The sequence below is a fragment of the Pseudomonas sp. SW-3 genome, from assembly GCF_016615645.1.
Taxonomy (GTDB): domain Bacteria; phylum Pseudomonadota; class Gammaproteobacteria; order Pseudomonadales; family Pseudomonadaceae; genus Aquipseudomonas; species Aquipseudomonas mandelii.
Genome location: NZ_CP067098.1, coordinates 3,901,423 through 3,915,463, shown reverse-complemented (window position 1 = coordinate 3,915,463; position 14,041 = coordinate 3,901,423). Strand labels below are relative to the sequence as shown.

Genomic DNA, 14,041 nt, shown 5'->3' with positions numbered 1-14,041 from the left:
CCTGGCTCCTGGAATAAGCGATCAGTCAGATATTGGATTGAAACGAGGGGTGCTGAAGTTCGAGGTCACTCAAGGGCATGCAGATCGCCTGGTCCCGATTCAGAAACTGCATCAGGATCATGACGCGCTCAGCCCCATGTGAGGTGATGAAAATCCCCTCGAGTGTCGACAGTGGTCCACGGATAATTTGCAGGTGGTCGCCGGGCGTAAGGGGCGGGGCATCTTGGGATACCGATGATTCGAAACAGCGCGCACGCAGGTGCTCGATGACGTTCTCAGCCACCGTCGCAGGACCATGATTGAATTCGACGAAACGACTGACGCCCCGAGTGGAGCGTATGGGCGCCCAGTTGTCATTACCGCCAAGATGGATAAACAGATACCCGGGAAAAAGGGACTCGCGCACCCTCTGATATTTGCCGCGAATCAGGCGTTCACTCAACAGTTGGGGGTGAAATACGACATAGTTTTGTTGAAGCAGGTTTAGGTGGGCTCGTTCATCCTGGTGAGGCTTGCACTGCAGAAGGTACCAGTTAGAGCGTTCGGAACGGATTGCTGGCATGCTGGTAAACTCCGTATATATCGAAAGTTTAGGCAGGCAGTGGCTCTATAGAGGCCCGAGAAGTAATTAAGCCAGGCAGAGTTGTTGTTTTTATGTGAGGGGGCGAAGACGTGTGTCAATAATGAATCAGGTGGTGTTACATAAGCGTAACAGCGTGATAATGAATGTCCGCTATATCTGACAGCCTGTTGGATATATAGCTTGAGTCATTATTCGGAGACAAAGCTACCGCACGGTCCATACAAAGGGGCCGCAAAAAACAAAGACTTCAGAAGTTGTCTGAGAAGCAGCGATAAACGAACAAACTGCACTCGAATTCTGTTTCATCAGACCCGTGTAGTTATTGACCACTCACGACAAGCTGTCAAACGTTCCTTGTCAAAAAACATGCCTTTCATCCAAAAGTGCATTCGGCAATGTTCAAGTTATTGTTTTTAAAGCTGATTTAGTTTCCGTCGAACGGATTAAACTTTTTTAGCTATAAATAGTCGTCGTGGGGGGCGGGCAAACCGGAAGGATGCCACCCTGATGGGGCCAGTTATAAAACTTGGAATCACGGTCATTGCAACGCTATAACTAACTGCCTGTGATTAGGCAAGCGGGGCGGTATTATGACTATTCTCGTGACTGGCGCGGCAGGTTTCATCGGGTATCACACGGTCAAACGATTGTGCCTGGAAGGGCGTGATGTTGTTGGTATCGACAACCTCAACGCGTATTACAGCGTGGAATTGAAACACGCCCGGCTCAAGCAACTGAGCGAATTGCAAGGTTTCCGTTTTCAGAGAATGGACATTGTCGATAAGCCGTCCTTGATGGCGTTATTCGAAGACAATAAGTTCACCGAGGTCGTGCATCTGGCGGCGCAAGCGGGGGTTCGTTATTCGCTGGATAACCCGGATGTGTATGCGCAATCGAATCTGGTGGGATTTCTGAACGTGCTCGAAGCCTGCCGGCACTACCGGCCTGTGCACTTGATCTATGCGTCGAGCAGTTCGGTGTATGGCGCCAACAGCAAACTCCCGTTCAGCGTCGACGACCCGGTCGATCAACCGGTGTCGCTGTACGCTGCCAGCAAGCGCGCCAATGAATTGCTTGCCCACAGCTACTGCCATCTCTATGGGATTGGTGCCAGCGGCCTGCGTTTTTTTACCGTGTACGGTCCTTGGGGACGTCCAGACATGGCGCTGTTCACGTTCACCGAAGCGATGCTCAAGGGCCGGCCGATTGATATCTACAACCATGGCCAGATGGCGCGTGATTTCACCTATGTCGACGATATTGTCGAAAGCATCGCCCGGTTGCTTGCGAAGCCGCCGGTCCCGGACAAGGAGGCAAATGGCGTCAACCGGATTTTCAACATCGGGCGTGGAAAACCGGTCGCGTTGCTCGATTTTGTCGAATGCCTGGAAGCGGCGCTGGGCATAACAGCGCAGCGCAATTATTTGCCGATGCAGCCGGGCGATGTCGTCAAGACATGGGCCGATGTGTCGGCGCTGGCAGACTGGGTCGGTTTCTCGCCCCAGGTTGAGGTTGATGCAGGCGTGAAGCAGTTTGTGACGTGGTATCGCGACTTCTACCAGGTCTGAGTCTGACGCTTCAATCCGATACGAAATCCACCGGTTCGAGAAGCCAGCAGGGCAGCTGCTACAGGTCGTAGACAGGCGTTGTTCACAGCGCATCGCCAAGTAATTTCAGGTATTCGGGACTTTCGGAAATGGAATTGTGGCCCGCCCCCGGTACGACTCGCAGCGTGGCCACGCCTTTGGCGAAATGCGTGTAGAGCAGCTCGGTGCTTGAGCGCGGTATGACTTCATCGTGCTCCGCCGCGATCAGCAGCGTCGGTATCTTGATGTGCGCCGCGTACTTCCAAGATTCAAAGCGCTCCTGCAGCAACCACTTCACCGGAAACCACGGGAACTGGCGCACGGCGAGGTCTTCCAGGCTGTTGTAGGGCGTAATCAGGATCAGGCTCGAGGCCGGCCGCTGGCTGGCGAGGCGCACGGCGACCCCCGAACCGAGGCTGCGTCCGACCACGGCGATGTGCGGATGAGTATCGTAGACCTTGTCAAACAAGGTCATGGCATCGCGCTGAATTGACTCCTCCGAAGGCGAGCCGGAGCTTTCCCCGAAACCTCGATAGTGCAGCAAATAGATCGCATGGTCCGGGAATGCCTGGGCGAACCCTGGCAGGTTGCGAGAAACATCCTCGGCATTGCCGCCGAAATAGATCAACGCCTTCGGCCCGTCGTGGGGCCTGATCGACACCGCCACGTCCGCATCGTCCACCGTCAGTTTGAGCAGCGTTTCGGGCGTCTCGATGGCGCTGGGCTGCGGGAAGTAGATGAGCGCGCGCTGAAACACGAACAGCGCTGCACAGAGCGCCAGGTACAAGGCGGCAAGGATGACGACGATTAACACCAGGGTTCGTGGCATTCGGCTAACTTTAGTGGGCGACATTGACGGCTCTGGGCTGAGAAACCCAATCCACTGAATCGGAGCCAGAGTTTAGTTCATCGGTAGCGGGGCACACCAAGCCCGGCTACAGAGGAGGGCGCCCATGCCCATCGCGGCAAAATGGCTCGACGTGCAGCCCGGCGAAAGAACCGCCCTGATGCTGGGGTTCGCGTTCCATTTTTGCGTGCTGGCCAGTTATTACCTGGTGCGACCGTTGCGCGATGCCCTGGGCCTTGAGGGCGGTGCCGACAAATTGCAGTGGCTGTTCACGGCGACGTTCGTGGTGATGTTGCTGATGGTGCCGGTGTTCGGAGCGCTGGCGTCGCGGCTGCCGGCCACGCGGTTCGTGCCGTTGATCTATCGCGTGATCGCCGCGTCGATGCTGGTGTTTGGTGTGTTGATCGCCAATCGCATTGCGCCGGTGGCCGTCGGGCGGGTGTTTTTCGTCTGGATCAGCATCTACAACCTGTTCATCGTCAGCATTTTCTGGAGCGTGCTGGTCGACCGGTTTTCCAGTGAACAAGGGCGGCGGCTGTTCGGATTCATCGCCGCGGGGGGCACCCTGGGCACGTTCATCGGGCCGTTGCTGGCCGCGACCATGGCCACGCGCTTGGGCCCGGTGGCGTTGACCGTCGCGGCGGCGTTGCTGCTGGAAGTCGCGGTGCGCTGCTATCGGGCGCTGCTCTCGCGCACCCAATCGCAGTCCGGCAGCCGCTTGATGGAGGATCGGCGCATGGGCGGCAGCATGCTGGCCGGGATCACGTTGATTACGCGTTCGCCTTATCTGCTGGGACTGGTGTTGTTCATGTTGCTGCACACCAGCGCCGCAACCTTGTTGTATTTCGAGCAGGGACGGATTGTGGCGGGTAGCTATGCTGATGTGGCCAGCCGGACGCAATTCTTCGCCGTGGTCGATTTGATCGTGTCGGCGCTGACCTTGATCTTTCAACTGCTTCTGACGGCGCCGTTGATTCGGCTGGTCGGTGTCGGCGGGGCGCTGGTGGCATTGCCGCTGGCGACCATCGTGGCGTTTAGCGCCATGGCGCTGGCGCCCGTGCCCGCTACCGTCGCCCTGGCGCAGGGGCTGCGTCGTGCGGTCGAGTTCGCCATCGTGCGACCGGCGCGTGAAGTGTTGTGGACCGTGGTCAGCCGCGAGGAAAAGTACAAGGCCAAGAATGTGATCGAAACCCTGGTGTATCGCGGCGGAGACGCCGCCAGTGGCTGGTTGTCGGTCGGTCTGACGGCATTGGGCGCCGGTTTTGGTCTGGTGGCGCTGGTGATCGTGCCGTTTGCCGGGCTGTGGGGCTGGTTATGCCTGTGGCTGGCCAGGCATCAGGAAAAACAGGTTGAAAGCAAAAAGGTGGAAGGGTCATTCCATGAGCCACACTGATGAATACACACGTCGCCAAATACTCACGCTGGCTGCCGGTGCTTCGGCGGTTTTCACCTTCGGCCCGGCCTTCGCTGCAACCACGCCGTCGAAGGACACAGGAGGCAAGAACATGCTGACCCGCGCCATTCCTTCCAGCTCCGAGCCATTGCCCCTTGTCGGGTTGGGCACCTATCGCGGGTTTGATGTCGGGCCTTCGAGCCCCGCCTACAAGCAGTTGCCCGCCGTTCTGCGCGCATTGTTCGAGAAGGGCGGAAAGGTAATCGACAGCTCGCCGATGTACGGCCGGGCGGAAGAGACGACCGGTGAGTTGCTGTCGATTCATGAGCCACGTTCGCCCGCTTTCCTGGCCACCAAGGTCTGGACCCGTGGCCGCGAAGAAGGCATCGCGCAGATGGAGCAGTCCTTCAAACTGCTGCAAACCGATCGCATCGATCTGATGCAGATCCATAACCTGCTGGACTGGCAAACCCATTTGCCGACCTTGCGCAAATGGAAGGAAGAAGGGCGCATCCGCTACATCGGCATCACCCATTACACGGCGTCGGCGTATGACGAGGTGGAAGCGGTACTCAAGGCCGAGCCGTTGGATTTCTTGCAGATCAACTATGCGCTGGATGACCGCGGCGTCGAGAAACGCATCCTGCCGCTGTGCCGCGAACGTGGCGTGGCGGTGATCTGCAATCGGCCGTTCGGCGGCGGCAACCTGCTCAGCCGCTTGAAGGACAAACCCTTGCCGCGCTGGGCGGCGGACGTGAGGGTCAACAGTTGGCCGCAGATGGCGCTGAAGTTCTTGCTGTCGCATCCGGCGGTGACCTGCGTGATTCCCGGTACCGGCAACCCGCGCTACATGGCGGACAACGCCGGCGCCGGTTTCGGGCCGATGCTGACCGGTGCGCAGCGCGAGCAGTTGATCGATATCGTCGGTTAACGACAAGGTCTATTTTCTGAACGAATAAAGCGCAGAGGCCCGGGCGTGAAAAGACTCCCGGGCCACTGGAGACGATCAGCGGCGATCCAGCCAAACCGTCTGCGCATTGCAAAACTCGCGCACGCCGAAGTGCGACAGCTCGCGGCCAAAACCGCTTTTCTTCACGCCGCCGAAGGTGACGCGCGGGTCGCTTGCGCAGTAGCCATTGATGAACACGCCACCGGTTTCCAGTTCGCCGGCCATCTGCTGGGCACGTTCGACGTTGCCGGTGTAGATCGTCGCGGCGAGTCCGAATTCGCTGTCATTGGCGAGCTCCAGCGCATGGGTGGCATCGCGTGCGGTGATGATCGAGGCGACCGGGCCGAACAGTTCCTGCTTGAACGAAGTCATTTGGTCGGTGACATCCTTGAAGACCGTAGGCTCGTAGAAGTTGCCCGGGCCTTCAGCCTTTTTGCCGCCCAGCAACAATGTCGCGCCTTCTTCCAGGGTGTCGCGCACCTGTTGATCCAGTTCATCACGCAGATCGAAGCGAGCCATCGGGCCGATGTAAGAGTCGGCGGCCAGTGGATCGCCGACCACCAGTTTGCCCGTGGCCTCGACGAACTTGCGCGTGAATTCCTCGACGATGCCTTGTTCGACGATCAAGCGTTTGGCTGCCGCGCAGACTTGCCCGGTGTTCTGATAACGGCCAATCACCGCGGCTTTGACGGCTTCGTCGAGGTCGGCGTCGTCGAGCACGATGAAAGGATCGGAACCGCCCAGTTCCAGTACGCATTTCTTCAACGCTGCACCGGCCTGCGCACCGATGGCCATGCCGGCGCGCACGCTGCCGGTGAGGGTCACCGCTGCGATGCGAGGATCAGCGATCGCCGTGGAGACGCCCTCTGGCGTGACGTTGATGACCTCGAACACACCTTCAGGGAAGTCGGCTTGCTTGAAGGCTTCCTGCAGCAGGTAAGCGCTGCCCATCACGTTTGGCGCATGTTTGAGCACGTAGGTGTTGCCGGCGATCAGCGCGGGTACGGCGCCACGCAGGACCTGCCAGATCGGGAAATTCCACGGCATCACCGCGAGAATCGGGCCGAGCGGGCGATATTCGATGCGTGCTTTGCCGCCTTCAACCAGGGTCGGCTCGGCGGTCAGCATGGCCGGGCCGTGTTCGGCGTACCACTCGCAGAGCTGGGCACATTTTTCGATTTCACCGCGGGCCTGGGTAATCGGCTTGCCCATCTCCAGAGTAATCATGTTCGCCATCGCTGCGGCGTTACCGCGTAACGCTTGCGCCAGGGCGATCAAAAGCTGTGAGCGTTGCGCCACCGCTGTGCTGCGCCAGACACGGAATCCGTCAGCGGCTCGGGACAGTGCGGCTTGCAGCGCCGAAGCGGATTCAAATGGGTAGTGGCCGATCTGCTCGCCGGTGGCGGGGTTGATCGAAATGGCGTGGGTGAGGCTGGAAACGTTGGTCATGGCACCGTCCTGCTAGGTGGGAATACGCTCAGGTTACGGTGGCGTTAGTTTTCTGGAAACTGAATAATGCTGAGCATATCGTTCACGTTTGGAGAATGACTGTGGATCTGGTTCAGCTGGAAATTTTCAAAGCAGTGGCCGAGCACGGCAGCATCAGCGTGGCTGCCCAACACATCCATCGAGTGCCGTCGAACCTGACGACACGGATCAAGCAACTGGAGCAGGACTTGGGCGTGGACCTGTTTATCCGCGAGAAAAGCCGTCTGCGCCTGTCGCCCGCCGGCTGGAGTTTTCTCGATTACGCCCGGCGCATTCTCGACTTGGTGCAGGAGGCCCGGGCGACGGTGGCCGGTGAAGAACCCCAAGGCACCTTTGCGCTAGGTTCGCTGGAAAGCACGGCGGCGGTGCGCATCCCCGAGCTGTTGGCCGCGTATAACCAGAAGCACGCCAAGGTCGAGCTCGATCTGTCCACCGGACCGTCCGGGACCATGATCGACGGTGTGCTGTCGGGCCGACTGGCCGCTGCGTTTGTCGACGGCCCGGTGCTGCACCCGGCACTGGAAGGCGTGCCGGCATTCGAGGAAGAAATGGTGCTGATCGCGCCGCTCAACCATGCCCCGATCCACCGCGCGCGGGAGGTCAACGGCGAAAACATCTATGCGTTTCGCTCCAATTGCTCCTACCGTCACCACTTCGAAAGCTGGTTCGCCAAGGACTCGGCAGTGCCCGGGAAAATCTTCGAAATGGAGTCCTATCACGGCATGCTGGCCTGCGTCAGCGCCGGAGCCGGCCTGGCGCTGATGCCGCGCAGCATGCTCGAAAGCATGCCGGGCTGCACCACGGTGAGTGTCTGGCCGTTGTCGCCAGCCTTCCGGTTTTTGCGCACCTGGCTGGTGTGGCGCAGAGGGACGGTGTCGCAAAGCCTGACCATGTTTGTGCGCTTGCTGGAAGAACGCGGCGTGGTGCAGCAAGACGCCTGAATCCTTTAAACGCAAACCCTGCGGGAGCAAGCTCGCTCCCACAAGGGTATTGAGACTGACGTCGGTCGGCGTGCTGTTTAGCCTGCCCTGCGAGGCCAATACCTGATGCCACGGTGCCTGGACGCCGCTGCCGGAACCCAGGGTGTACCGCGTCATGCGCGCTTGGGCAGTTTCCAGTTCGGCCGAATGAAATGGCAGGTGTAACCGGTCGGCAGCCGTTCGAGGTAGTCCTGATGCTCCGGCTCTGCCTCCCAGAACGGGCCGGCGGGGGCGATTTCGGTGACCGCCTTGCCGGGCCAGAGACCAGATGCATTCACATCGGCCACGGTGTCCTCGGCCACTGCCTTCTGTTCTTCATTCAAATAGAAAATCGCCGAACGGTAGCTGAGACCGATGTCGTTACCCTGACGATTGGCGGTCGACGGATCGTGAATCTGGAAGAAAAACTCAAGGATCTGGCGGTAGCTGGTAATGGCCGGGTCAAACTCGATCTCGATTGCTTCGGCATGGGTGCCGTGGTTGCGATACGTTGCATTGGGCACGTCGCCGCCGGAGTAGCCGACTCGAGTCGACAGCACGCCTTTCTGTTTCCTTATCAGATCCTGCATGCCCCAGAAGCAGCCGCCGGCCAGGATTGCGGTTTCAGTGTGCGTGGTCATCGCTTACTCCTCAGTGTTCATTGATGTGATCAGGTTGTTGCGCAGGCGCTCGATCGAGGTCTGCAGTGGCGTGAACTCATTCTGCATCAGACAGGTCGCGTCCGAGAACTTCGTTGCTGCCTTCCGGCGGGTCGACGTGCAGGGTAACGTCGAACCCGCCGTGCGGTGCATCACGCCGTGAGGACTTTCAAGTCCACGTCGATGTTGCCACGGGTCGCCTTCGAGTACGGGCAGATCTGGTCGGCGGTGTGTGCCAGGGTCTTTGCAACGTCGTCCGCCAGGCCGGGCACGCGCAGGGTCAATCGAGCTTGAAGGAAGTAATCCGCACCGGTCTGGCCGACGTCGACTTCGATGTCGACAGACATGTCCGCCGGCAGCACAACGTTCAGGTCATTGGCCACCAGCCCGACAGCGGCGGTGTAGCAGGCCGACCATGCGCCGGCGAACAATTGCTCGGCGGCCGGGTGCGGCTGGGTGGCGGCGAACACGTGCGCAGGCTGGGTGTTGCCGGGCGACGAGAGGGCGATGTCGAGGCTGCCGTTGTGGCCGCGTGAGGTGTTACCGGTGCTGCTGGCGGTGGTGTGGGTTTTGCCGGTGGCCAGTACTTTTTCGATCTTGCTCATGGATGATTACCTGAATGTTTTAATGAGTTTGTTTTCGTGTGCGCTTTGATCGCATGCGATATATGTGAGATTTCTTGAAAGCCAAATGATGTCAAAGCGTCGCTGTGTATCAGGCCGTGACTACGTTCAGGGCCACGTCAATGTTGCCGCGTGTTGCTTTGGAGTACGGGCAGATCTGGTCTGCGGCGTGGGCGATTTCTGTCGCGACGGCCTGATCCAGACCTGGAGCGCGCAGCGTCAGGCGTGCCTGGAGGAAGTAAGCGTCGCCGGTCTGGCCAAGGTCGACTTCGATATCGACGGACACATCGGAGGGAAGCTCAACGTTGCGCTGTTTGGCAGCCAGACCGACGGCGGCGATGTAGCAGGCCGACCAGGCACCGGCAAACAGTTGCTCGGCTTTCGGGTGTGGCTGAGTGCCTTTGAATTCATGAACGGGCTTGTCGCTGCCAGGTGACGAAAGCACGATGTCGAGGCTGCCGTTATGGCCGCGCGAAGTGGTACCGGTGCTGCTCATGGTGGTGTGGGTTTTGCCGGAGGCCAGGACTTTTTCGATCTTGCTCATGGGATGAATCCTCAAAGGTGTACTAGGTTTGTTTGTATGGCGTATACGTTTGTATCGTATGCGATGCAAATAATACTCGCGCAGTCGCCAATTGAAGTCAATAGGGGAAAGGCCTGCTTGGCGACGAACGGTTGGATTGAGTGGGGGGTGGCATTGGCTGCCGGTCCTGCACACAACGAAAAAGCCCGCACAAGGCGGGCTTCGAAATAGAGTAGGTGGCCAGCGCTGGTCTCTGGCTTACAAGGTTTATCAGGCTTCTGACAGAACAGTTTTGTGCTGTCCTGCTTCACACGGCATAAGGGCTGGATCTCAACTCGGAGAATCTTTCTAACCGTGTACCCTTAGGAGCGCGCCCCACGCTTCCTCGCTATCCTCTTGCGCATCAGTCTGCGTCTTCACCTACAGGTTTTAGAATAGCAAAGGCTGCGAAACGCAAACCGGACTTTTTAGACCGATTTCGTCCTTGATCAACGGCGGCAGGATGGATAAATGCTATGGGGAAAAACTCGGTACAGCCTGCCGGGATGGCAGGCCGCATTATGGGCCCGGTTTAAACCAGATTAAGCGTGACGTCGATGTTGCCACGGGTCGCTTTGGAGTACGGGCAGGTTTGATGGGCGGCATCGACTAACGCCCGTGCGACAACAGGATCGAGACCAGGAAGGCTGACATTGAGGCGTGCCTGGAGGAAAAAGGCGTTGTCGGTCTTGCCCAGATCCACTTCGGCATCAACGGCGACACCGCTCGGCAAGGTCACCTTCAGCGCGGCAGCCGCTTTACCGATCGCGCCGATGAAACAGGCCGACCAGCCTGCAGCCAATAGCTGTTCGGGATTGGTCCCAGCCCCTGAAGAGCCTGGCGGGGAAAGCTTGATGTCCAGACGTCCATCCGAACTCTTCGATTCGCCGTCGCGGCCGCCAGTGGTGTGGGTCTTTCCGGTATACAGCACGGTGTCGATTTCATTGATCATGACGGGTTCCTGCTAAAGGGTTGGGGGCCTCACCGTTTATGTCGCCGCGTACGGACGAACGGGAGAAGCCCCACTTTTCCACCTTTATGTAGTGCCTATGTGTCCTGATCCGCTGGTTGTGTATCGCTGTGTAAGATCGTCAGCGAACATACACGCCGATACAAACCCGTTACGCCTGCCAGTTTTTTCGGTGAGCCGGTGCGCCCAATGGCGAACTGGTTGCACCGCCGTCGACAACAATCTCCGCACCGACGACATTCGAAGAGTCGCTGGAGGCGAGGAACAAGGCGACGGTGGCCACTTCTTCCGCTTCGCCAATGCGACCGAGCGGGATCGTGGTGTTCAGTTTTTCCTCCAGCGCATCCATTCCCACTTTCACCGTGTGGGGGTTCCAGACCGGTGTGCGTGCAGCTCCGGGGGTAATCTGGTTGACGCGAATGCCGCGCGGCGCAAATTCTGCGGCCATCACCCGTGTCATGGAACGAACGGCGCCCTTGCTTGCTGCGTAGGCGCTGTAACCCGGCCATCCCATCACCGCGTGCACCGACCCGTTCAAAATGATCGAAGCACCCGGATTGAGGTGCGGTTCGGCTGCCTGCACGGTGAAAAACGTGCCGGTGAGGTTGGTCTGGATAATGGTCTGGAAGGTTTCCAGCGAAGTGCCGCCAACCGGGGTCTGTCCGGCGATACCGGCATTGGCGAACACGATGTCCAGCTTGCCGAATGCTGCGACGGCTTCTGATACGGCGCGCTCGATCTCTTTCACGTCGGTCAGGTCCACCTGGATCGCCAGCAGGTTTGGCCCCAGCGCCTCCCGGGCTTCATCCAGGGTTTTTTGACTGCGACCGGTGATCGCCACTTTTGCGCCTTCAGCGATAAACAGTCTGGCGGTGGCCAGGCCCAGGCCGCTGTTGCCGCCGGTGATGAATGCAGTTTTTCCAGCCAGTTTCATTGGGAATCTCCTACGGTTTTATCATGCAACCATTGAGGGCGAAATCACTGTGCGTCTGGCACAGGGAATCACTCGAAATCGGGTTGTCGGTTTCATTATGAAACCAATGGAAGTGATTTTTACCAGCATGGGTTGTATTATGCAACCACCTGCCATCTGACCAAATTATCGTCAGCGTTGGCACCCTTTTGGTGGAGGTTCGTTTACGTGAAGCGCAAAAGCTTGCAGGGCAGTCCGTGTCCGGTCGCTCGATCCCTGGACCTCATTGGCGATTGGTGGTCCTTGCTGATCATTCGTGATGCGCTCTCAGGCACAAAACGCTTCAGCGATTTTCAGAAAAGCCTGAATGTCGCGAAAAACATTCTGAGCACCCGCCTCAAAGGCCTGGTGGCAGAAGGTGTGATGCGGATGGAGCCGGCGGCTGATGGAAGCATCTACAAGGAGTACGTGCTGACTGAAAAGGGCAGGGCCTTGCAAACCGTCCTGATTGCCTTGTCGCAGTGGGGCAACGAGTTTTTGTACGAACCCGGCGAAGCGGGATCCGTCATGGTCGACGCACAGGATCGTCAGCCAATCCAGAAATTGCAGTTGGTTTCAATGGACGGGCGACAGCTCAAGCCAGAAGACATCGTGACCAGATTCGGCGTTGCGCACTGATGCGCATCTGCGGTTGTATCCGAACGTATCCCCGGCGCCGGTAGTTACCTGGGCATACAAAACCATGCTGTTCTCGACACTTGCGCGATACACCGCGACCTCGTAATGAAGCCACCGCAACCGCGGCATTCATTGGAGAATTGCGATGTCCCGTATCAACTCCCGTCACACCGCAGGCCTGCTCGGCATCGCCCTGGCTGCCGCCGTATCACTCAACGCTTTCGCGGCTGAAGAAGCCAAAGCGCCGGCGCAAGCCACTCCGGCAAAAAGCTGGCAGACAGGCCTGCACCGCACGGACCTGGTGCGCCAGGACCTCGATATTTCCAAGGGTGAGGTGATTCAGGTGCGTGTCGATTTCGACCCGGGCGTCACTTCCCCCAAGCATTCTCATCCTGGGGTGGAGGTCGCCTACGTCATCTCGGGCACGTTTGAGTATCAACTCGAAGGGCGGGCGCCCGTCACGCTCAAGGCCGGTGACTCCTTGTACATCCCCGCAGGCACTGCGCATGTCGCGAAGAACGTCGGTGACGGCAAAGCTTCGGAGCTGGCGACGTACCTGGTGAAAAAAGACACGCCGCTGTTGATCCTGGAAAAATAAGCGATAGCCGCCCGATGCACTGCATCGGGCGTCTTCGTTAAAGCGCATTCAGATCCCGACTGTTTCCCCCGGCCAACCCGCCTGACGCAAGGCCTTGAGCAGTGTTTTCGCGTCCAGCCCCGGCACGGTGTGGCCGTTACCTTCCGTCGTTTCAGCCGCCAGCACGGCGTTGATGATCGCTTCCTCCACCGCTTCAGTCGCGGCCAAAAACAACTCACTGATGTGGTCGTTGTTGACCATGCTCAGGTTGTTGCAGGTGGGTGCACCTTTGCCTTCATAAGCGGCCGGTGGTACGTGTTGGTTGCCGGTGGCGAAGGCGATGAAAATGTCGCCGCTGTGGTCTTCGTTGCCGCCGCCAGTGCGGGCAAGCCCGAGGCTGGCGCGCTGTGCGAGGCGCGTGCATTGATGCGGCAGCAGCGGCGCATCGGTCGCCAGGCAAACGACGATCGAGCCCATGCCCGGATAAGGCAGCGATGCCCTGAGGAACGGTGAGTCAGCCTGTTCCATATAGCGACCGACCGGGTAACCGTCGACGCGCAGTTCACTGCGAATGCCATGGTTGGCCTGGACGATCGCACCGACGGTCCAGCCTCCCTGCGCCTTGCTCAATTGGCGCGAAGACGTGCCGATGCCCCCCTTGAATTCGTGACAGATCATCCCGCTGCCACCGCCCACCGCGCCTTCCGTCACCGGTCCGCCGACGGCATTGCGCTGGGCCTCGGCCACATGTTCAGGCTTCACATGAAAACCGTTGATGTCGCTGAGCAGGCCGTCGAAGGTCTCCAGCACCACCGGCATGTTCCAGTAAAGTCGTCCGTCATCGGGCTGAGCCTGACGATCCAGGGCAATCAGCGCATCGCGCACCACGCCCAGGCTGTGGGTGTTGGTGAAGGCGATCGGGCTGGTCAGCAAGCCGGCTTCACGAATCCACTCAAGACCCGTGGCGTCACCGTTGCCGTTGAGCACATGGACGCCGGCAAAACACGGTTGCTGATTGGTGGACCCGGCACGCGGTTCGATCAGGGTCACGCCGGTGCAGATGTCGCGGCCATTGGCGGTCCGTCCGCGGACATCGCTGTGGCCGACGCGCACGCCGGGCACATCGGTAATGGCGTTGAGGGGGCCGGGTTGCAGTTGGCCGAACTGGATGTTCAAGTCGCGGGCACGTGGTTTCATCGGTTCTCTCATCTTCAATTTATTCAAAAAATGCGTGGCTGATGCGATCCCTGTAGC

The 14,041-nt window shown here is 59.0% G+C and carries 15 protein-coding genes; 6 read left to right on the top strand and 9 right to left on the bottom strand.

What is annotated here, in order from left to right:
- Positions 1 to 25: 25 nt before the first annotated feature.
- The gene (gene rfaH, locus JIO00_RS17460; RefSeq protein ID WP_200666431.1) at positions 26 to 562 is read right to left on the bottom strand and encodes a transcription/translation regulatory transformer protein RfaH; all 537 of its coding nucleotides are present in this window, start codon (positions 560 to 562) and stop codon (positions 26 to 28) included.
- Between the two features lie 611 nt (positions 563 to 1,173).
- Between rfaH and JIO00_RS17455 the strand changes: the two genes are divergently transcribed.
- On the top strand, positions 1,174 to 2,151 hold the full coding sequence (locus tag JIO00_RS17455; protein ID WP_172791207.1) for an NAD-dependent epimerase: 978 nt from the start codon (positions 1,174 to 1,176) through the stop codon (positions 2,149 to 2,151).
- A gap of 82 nt (positions 2,152 to 2,233) precedes the next feature.
- Here JIO00_RS17455 and JIO00_RS17450 read toward each other — a convergent pair whose 3' ends face one another.
- Entirely contained in the window at positions 2,234 to 2,998 is a 765-nt protein-coding gene (locus JIO00_RS17450) for an alpha/beta hydrolase (protein ID WP_234452896.1), read from the bottom strand.
- A gap of 124 nt (positions 2,999 to 3,122) precedes the next feature.
- On the opposite strand from JIO00_RS17450, the gene JIO00_RS17445 reads away from it, so the two are divergent.
- On the top strand, positions 3,123 to 4,409 hold the full coding sequence (locus JIO00_RS17445; RefSeq protein ID WP_200666427.1) for an NTP/NDP exchange transporter: 1,287 nt from the start codon (positions 3,123 to 3,125) through the stop codon (positions 4,407 to 4,409).
- Positions 4,396 to 5,340 carry an aldo/keto reductase gene (locus JIO00_RS17440; protein ID WP_083376467.1) on the top strand — a complete coding sequence of 315 codons (945 nt, stop codon included), beginning with the start codon at positions 4,396 to 4,398 and terminating at the stop codon, positions 5,338 to 5,340. The genes JIO00_RS17445 and JIO00_RS17440 overlap by 14 nt, the downstream gene beginning before the upstream one ends.
- Before the next feature lie 75 nt (positions 5,341 to 5,415).
- Here the strand turns inward: JIO00_RS17440 and JIO00_RS17435 are convergent, their stop codons facing one another.
- Positions 5,416 to 6,807: an aldehyde dehydrogenase family protein gene (locus JIO00_RS17435; RefSeq protein ID WP_200666425.1), complete on the bottom strand. Its 1,392-nt coding sequence runs from the start codon at positions 6,805 to 6,807 to the stop codon at positions 5,416 to 5,418.
- Positions 6,808 to 6,908: 101 nt separating this feature from the next.
- Here JIO00_RS17435 and ptrR point away from each other — a divergent pair, with 101 nt between their 5' ends.
- On the top strand, positions 6,909 to 7,787 hold the full coding sequence (gene ptrR / locus JIO00_RS17430; protein WP_010455340.1) for a putrescine utilization regulator PtrR: 879 nt from the start codon (positions 6,909 to 6,911) through the stop codon (positions 7,785 to 7,787).
- A gap of 152 nt (positions 7,788 to 7,939) precedes the next feature.
- Here the strand turns inward: ptrR and msrA are convergent, their stop codons facing one another.
- From msrA to JIO00_RS17405, 5 genes are all read right to left on the bottom strand, one after another.
- A complete protein-coding gene (msrA, locus tag JIO00_RS17425; RefSeq protein ID WP_010455339.1) occupies positions 7,940 to 8,446 on the bottom strand; it encodes a peptide-methionine (S)-S-oxide reductase MsrA in 507 nt (168 codons plus the stop codon).
- 170 nt (positions 8,447 to 8,616) lie between these two features.
- A complete protein-coding gene (locus tag JIO00_RS17420) occupies positions 8,617 to 9,069 on the bottom strand; it encodes an Ohr family peroxiredoxin (RefSeq protein ID WP_083376469.1) in 453 nt (150 codons plus the stop codon).
- A 109-nt stretch (positions 9,070 to 9,178) separates the two neighbouring features.
- Complete coding sequence (locus JIO00_RS17415; RefSeq protein ID WP_077749454.1) at positions 9,179 to 9,631, bottom strand: Ohr family peroxiredoxin; 453 nt, start codon at positions 9,629 to 9,631, stop codon at positions 9,179 to 9,181.
- A 550-nt stretch (positions 9,632 to 10,181) separates the two neighbouring features.
- The gene (locus tag JIO00_RS17410; protein ID WP_010455335.1) at positions 10,182 to 10,601 is read right to left on the bottom strand and encodes an organic hydroperoxide resistance protein; all 420 of its coding nucleotides are present in this window, start codon (positions 10,599 to 10,601) and stop codon (positions 10,182 to 10,184) included.
- Between the two features lie 169 nt (positions 10,602 to 10,770).
- On the bottom strand, positions 10,771 to 11,553 hold the full coding sequence (locus JIO00_RS17405; RefSeq protein ID WP_200666423.1) for an SDR family NAD(P)-dependent oxidoreductase: 783 nt from the start codon (positions 11,551 to 11,553) through the stop codon (positions 10,771 to 10,773).
- Positions 11,554 to 11,760: 207 nt separating this feature from the next.
- On the opposite strand from JIO00_RS17405, the gene JIO00_RS17400 reads away from it, so the two are divergent.
- Both JIO00_RS17400 and JIO00_RS17395 read left to right on the top strand, forming a co-directional pair.
- The gene (locus JIO00_RS17400; RefSeq protein ID WP_010455332.1) at positions 11,761 to 12,210 is read left to right on the top strand and encodes a winged helix-turn-helix transcriptional regulator; all 450 of its coding nucleotides are present in this window, start codon (positions 11,761 to 11,763) and stop codon (positions 12,208 to 12,210) included.
- 145 nt (positions 12,211 to 12,355) lie between these two features.
- Positions 12,356 to 12,808 (top strand): cupin domain-containing protein, encoded by a 453-nt coding sequence (locus JIO00_RS17395; protein ID WP_010455330.1) that lies wholly within the window; start codon positions 12,356 to 12,358, stop codon positions 12,806 to 12,808.
- A gap of 48 nt (positions 12,809 to 12,856) precedes the next feature.
- Here JIO00_RS17395 and JIO00_RS17390 read toward each other — a convergent pair whose 3' ends face one another.
- The gene (locus tag JIO00_RS17390; protein WP_200666421.1) at positions 12,857 to 13,984 is read right to left on the bottom strand and encodes a DmpA family aminopeptidase; all 1,128 of its coding nucleotides are present in this window, start codon (positions 13,982 to 13,984) and stop codon (positions 12,857 to 12,859) included.
- Positions 13,985 to 14,041 lie beyond the last annotated feature (57 nt).

Bases quoted from the DNA above. Each gene is read 5' to 3' on its own strand.
- JIO00_RS17395 (WP_010455330.1), top strand. From the start codon at position 12,356: ATGTCCCGTATCAACTCCCGTCACACCGCAGGCCTGCTCGGCATCGCC.
- JIO00_RS17405 (WP_200666423.1), bottom strand. From the start codon at position 11,553: ATGAAACTGGCTGGAAAAACTGCATTCATCACCGGCGGCAACAGCGGC.
- JIO00_RS17415 (WP_077749454.1), bottom strand. From the start codon at position 9,631: ATGAGCAAGATCGAAAAAGTCCTGGCCTCCGGCAAAACCCACACCACC.
- JIO00_RS17440 (WP_083376467.1), top strand. From the start codon at position 4,396: ATGAGCCACACTGATGAATACACACGTCGCCAAATACTCACGCTGGCT.
- JIO00_RS17455 (WP_172791207.1), top strand. From the start codon at position 1,174: ATGACTATTCTCGTGACTGGCGCGGCAGGTTTCATCGGGTATCACACG.
- JIO00_RS17450 (WP_234452896.1), bottom strand. From the start codon at position 2,998: ATGCCACGAACCCTGGTGTTAATCGTCGTCATCCTTGCCGCCTTGTAC.
- JIO00_RS17435 (WP_200666425.1), bottom strand. From the start codon at position 6,807: ATGACCAACGTTTCCAGCCTCACCCACGCCATTTCGATCAACCCCGCC.
- JIO00_RS17420 (WP_083376469.1), bottom strand. From the start codon at position 9,069: ATGAGCAAGATCGAAAAAGTACTGGCCACCGGCAAAACCCACACCACC.
- msrA (WP_010455339.1), bottom strand. From the start codon at position 8,446: ATGACCACGCACACTGAAACCGCAATCCTGGCCGGCGGCTGCTTCTGG.
- JIO00_RS17445 (WP_200666427.1), top strand. From the start codon at position 3,123: ATGCCCATCGCGGCAAAATGGCTCGACGTGCAGCCCGGCGAAAGAACC.
- rfaH (WP_200666431.1), bottom strand. From the start codon at position 562: ATGCCAGCAATCCGTTCCGAACGCTCTAACTGGTACCTTCTGCAGTGC.
- JIO00_RS17410 (WP_010455335.1), bottom strand. From the start codon at position 10,601: ATGATCAATGAAATCGACACCGTGCTGTATACCGGAAAGACCCACACC.
- JIO00_RS17390 (WP_200666421.1), bottom strand. From the start codon at position 13,984: ATGAAACCACGTGCCCGCGACTTGAACATCCAGTTCGGCCAACTGCAA.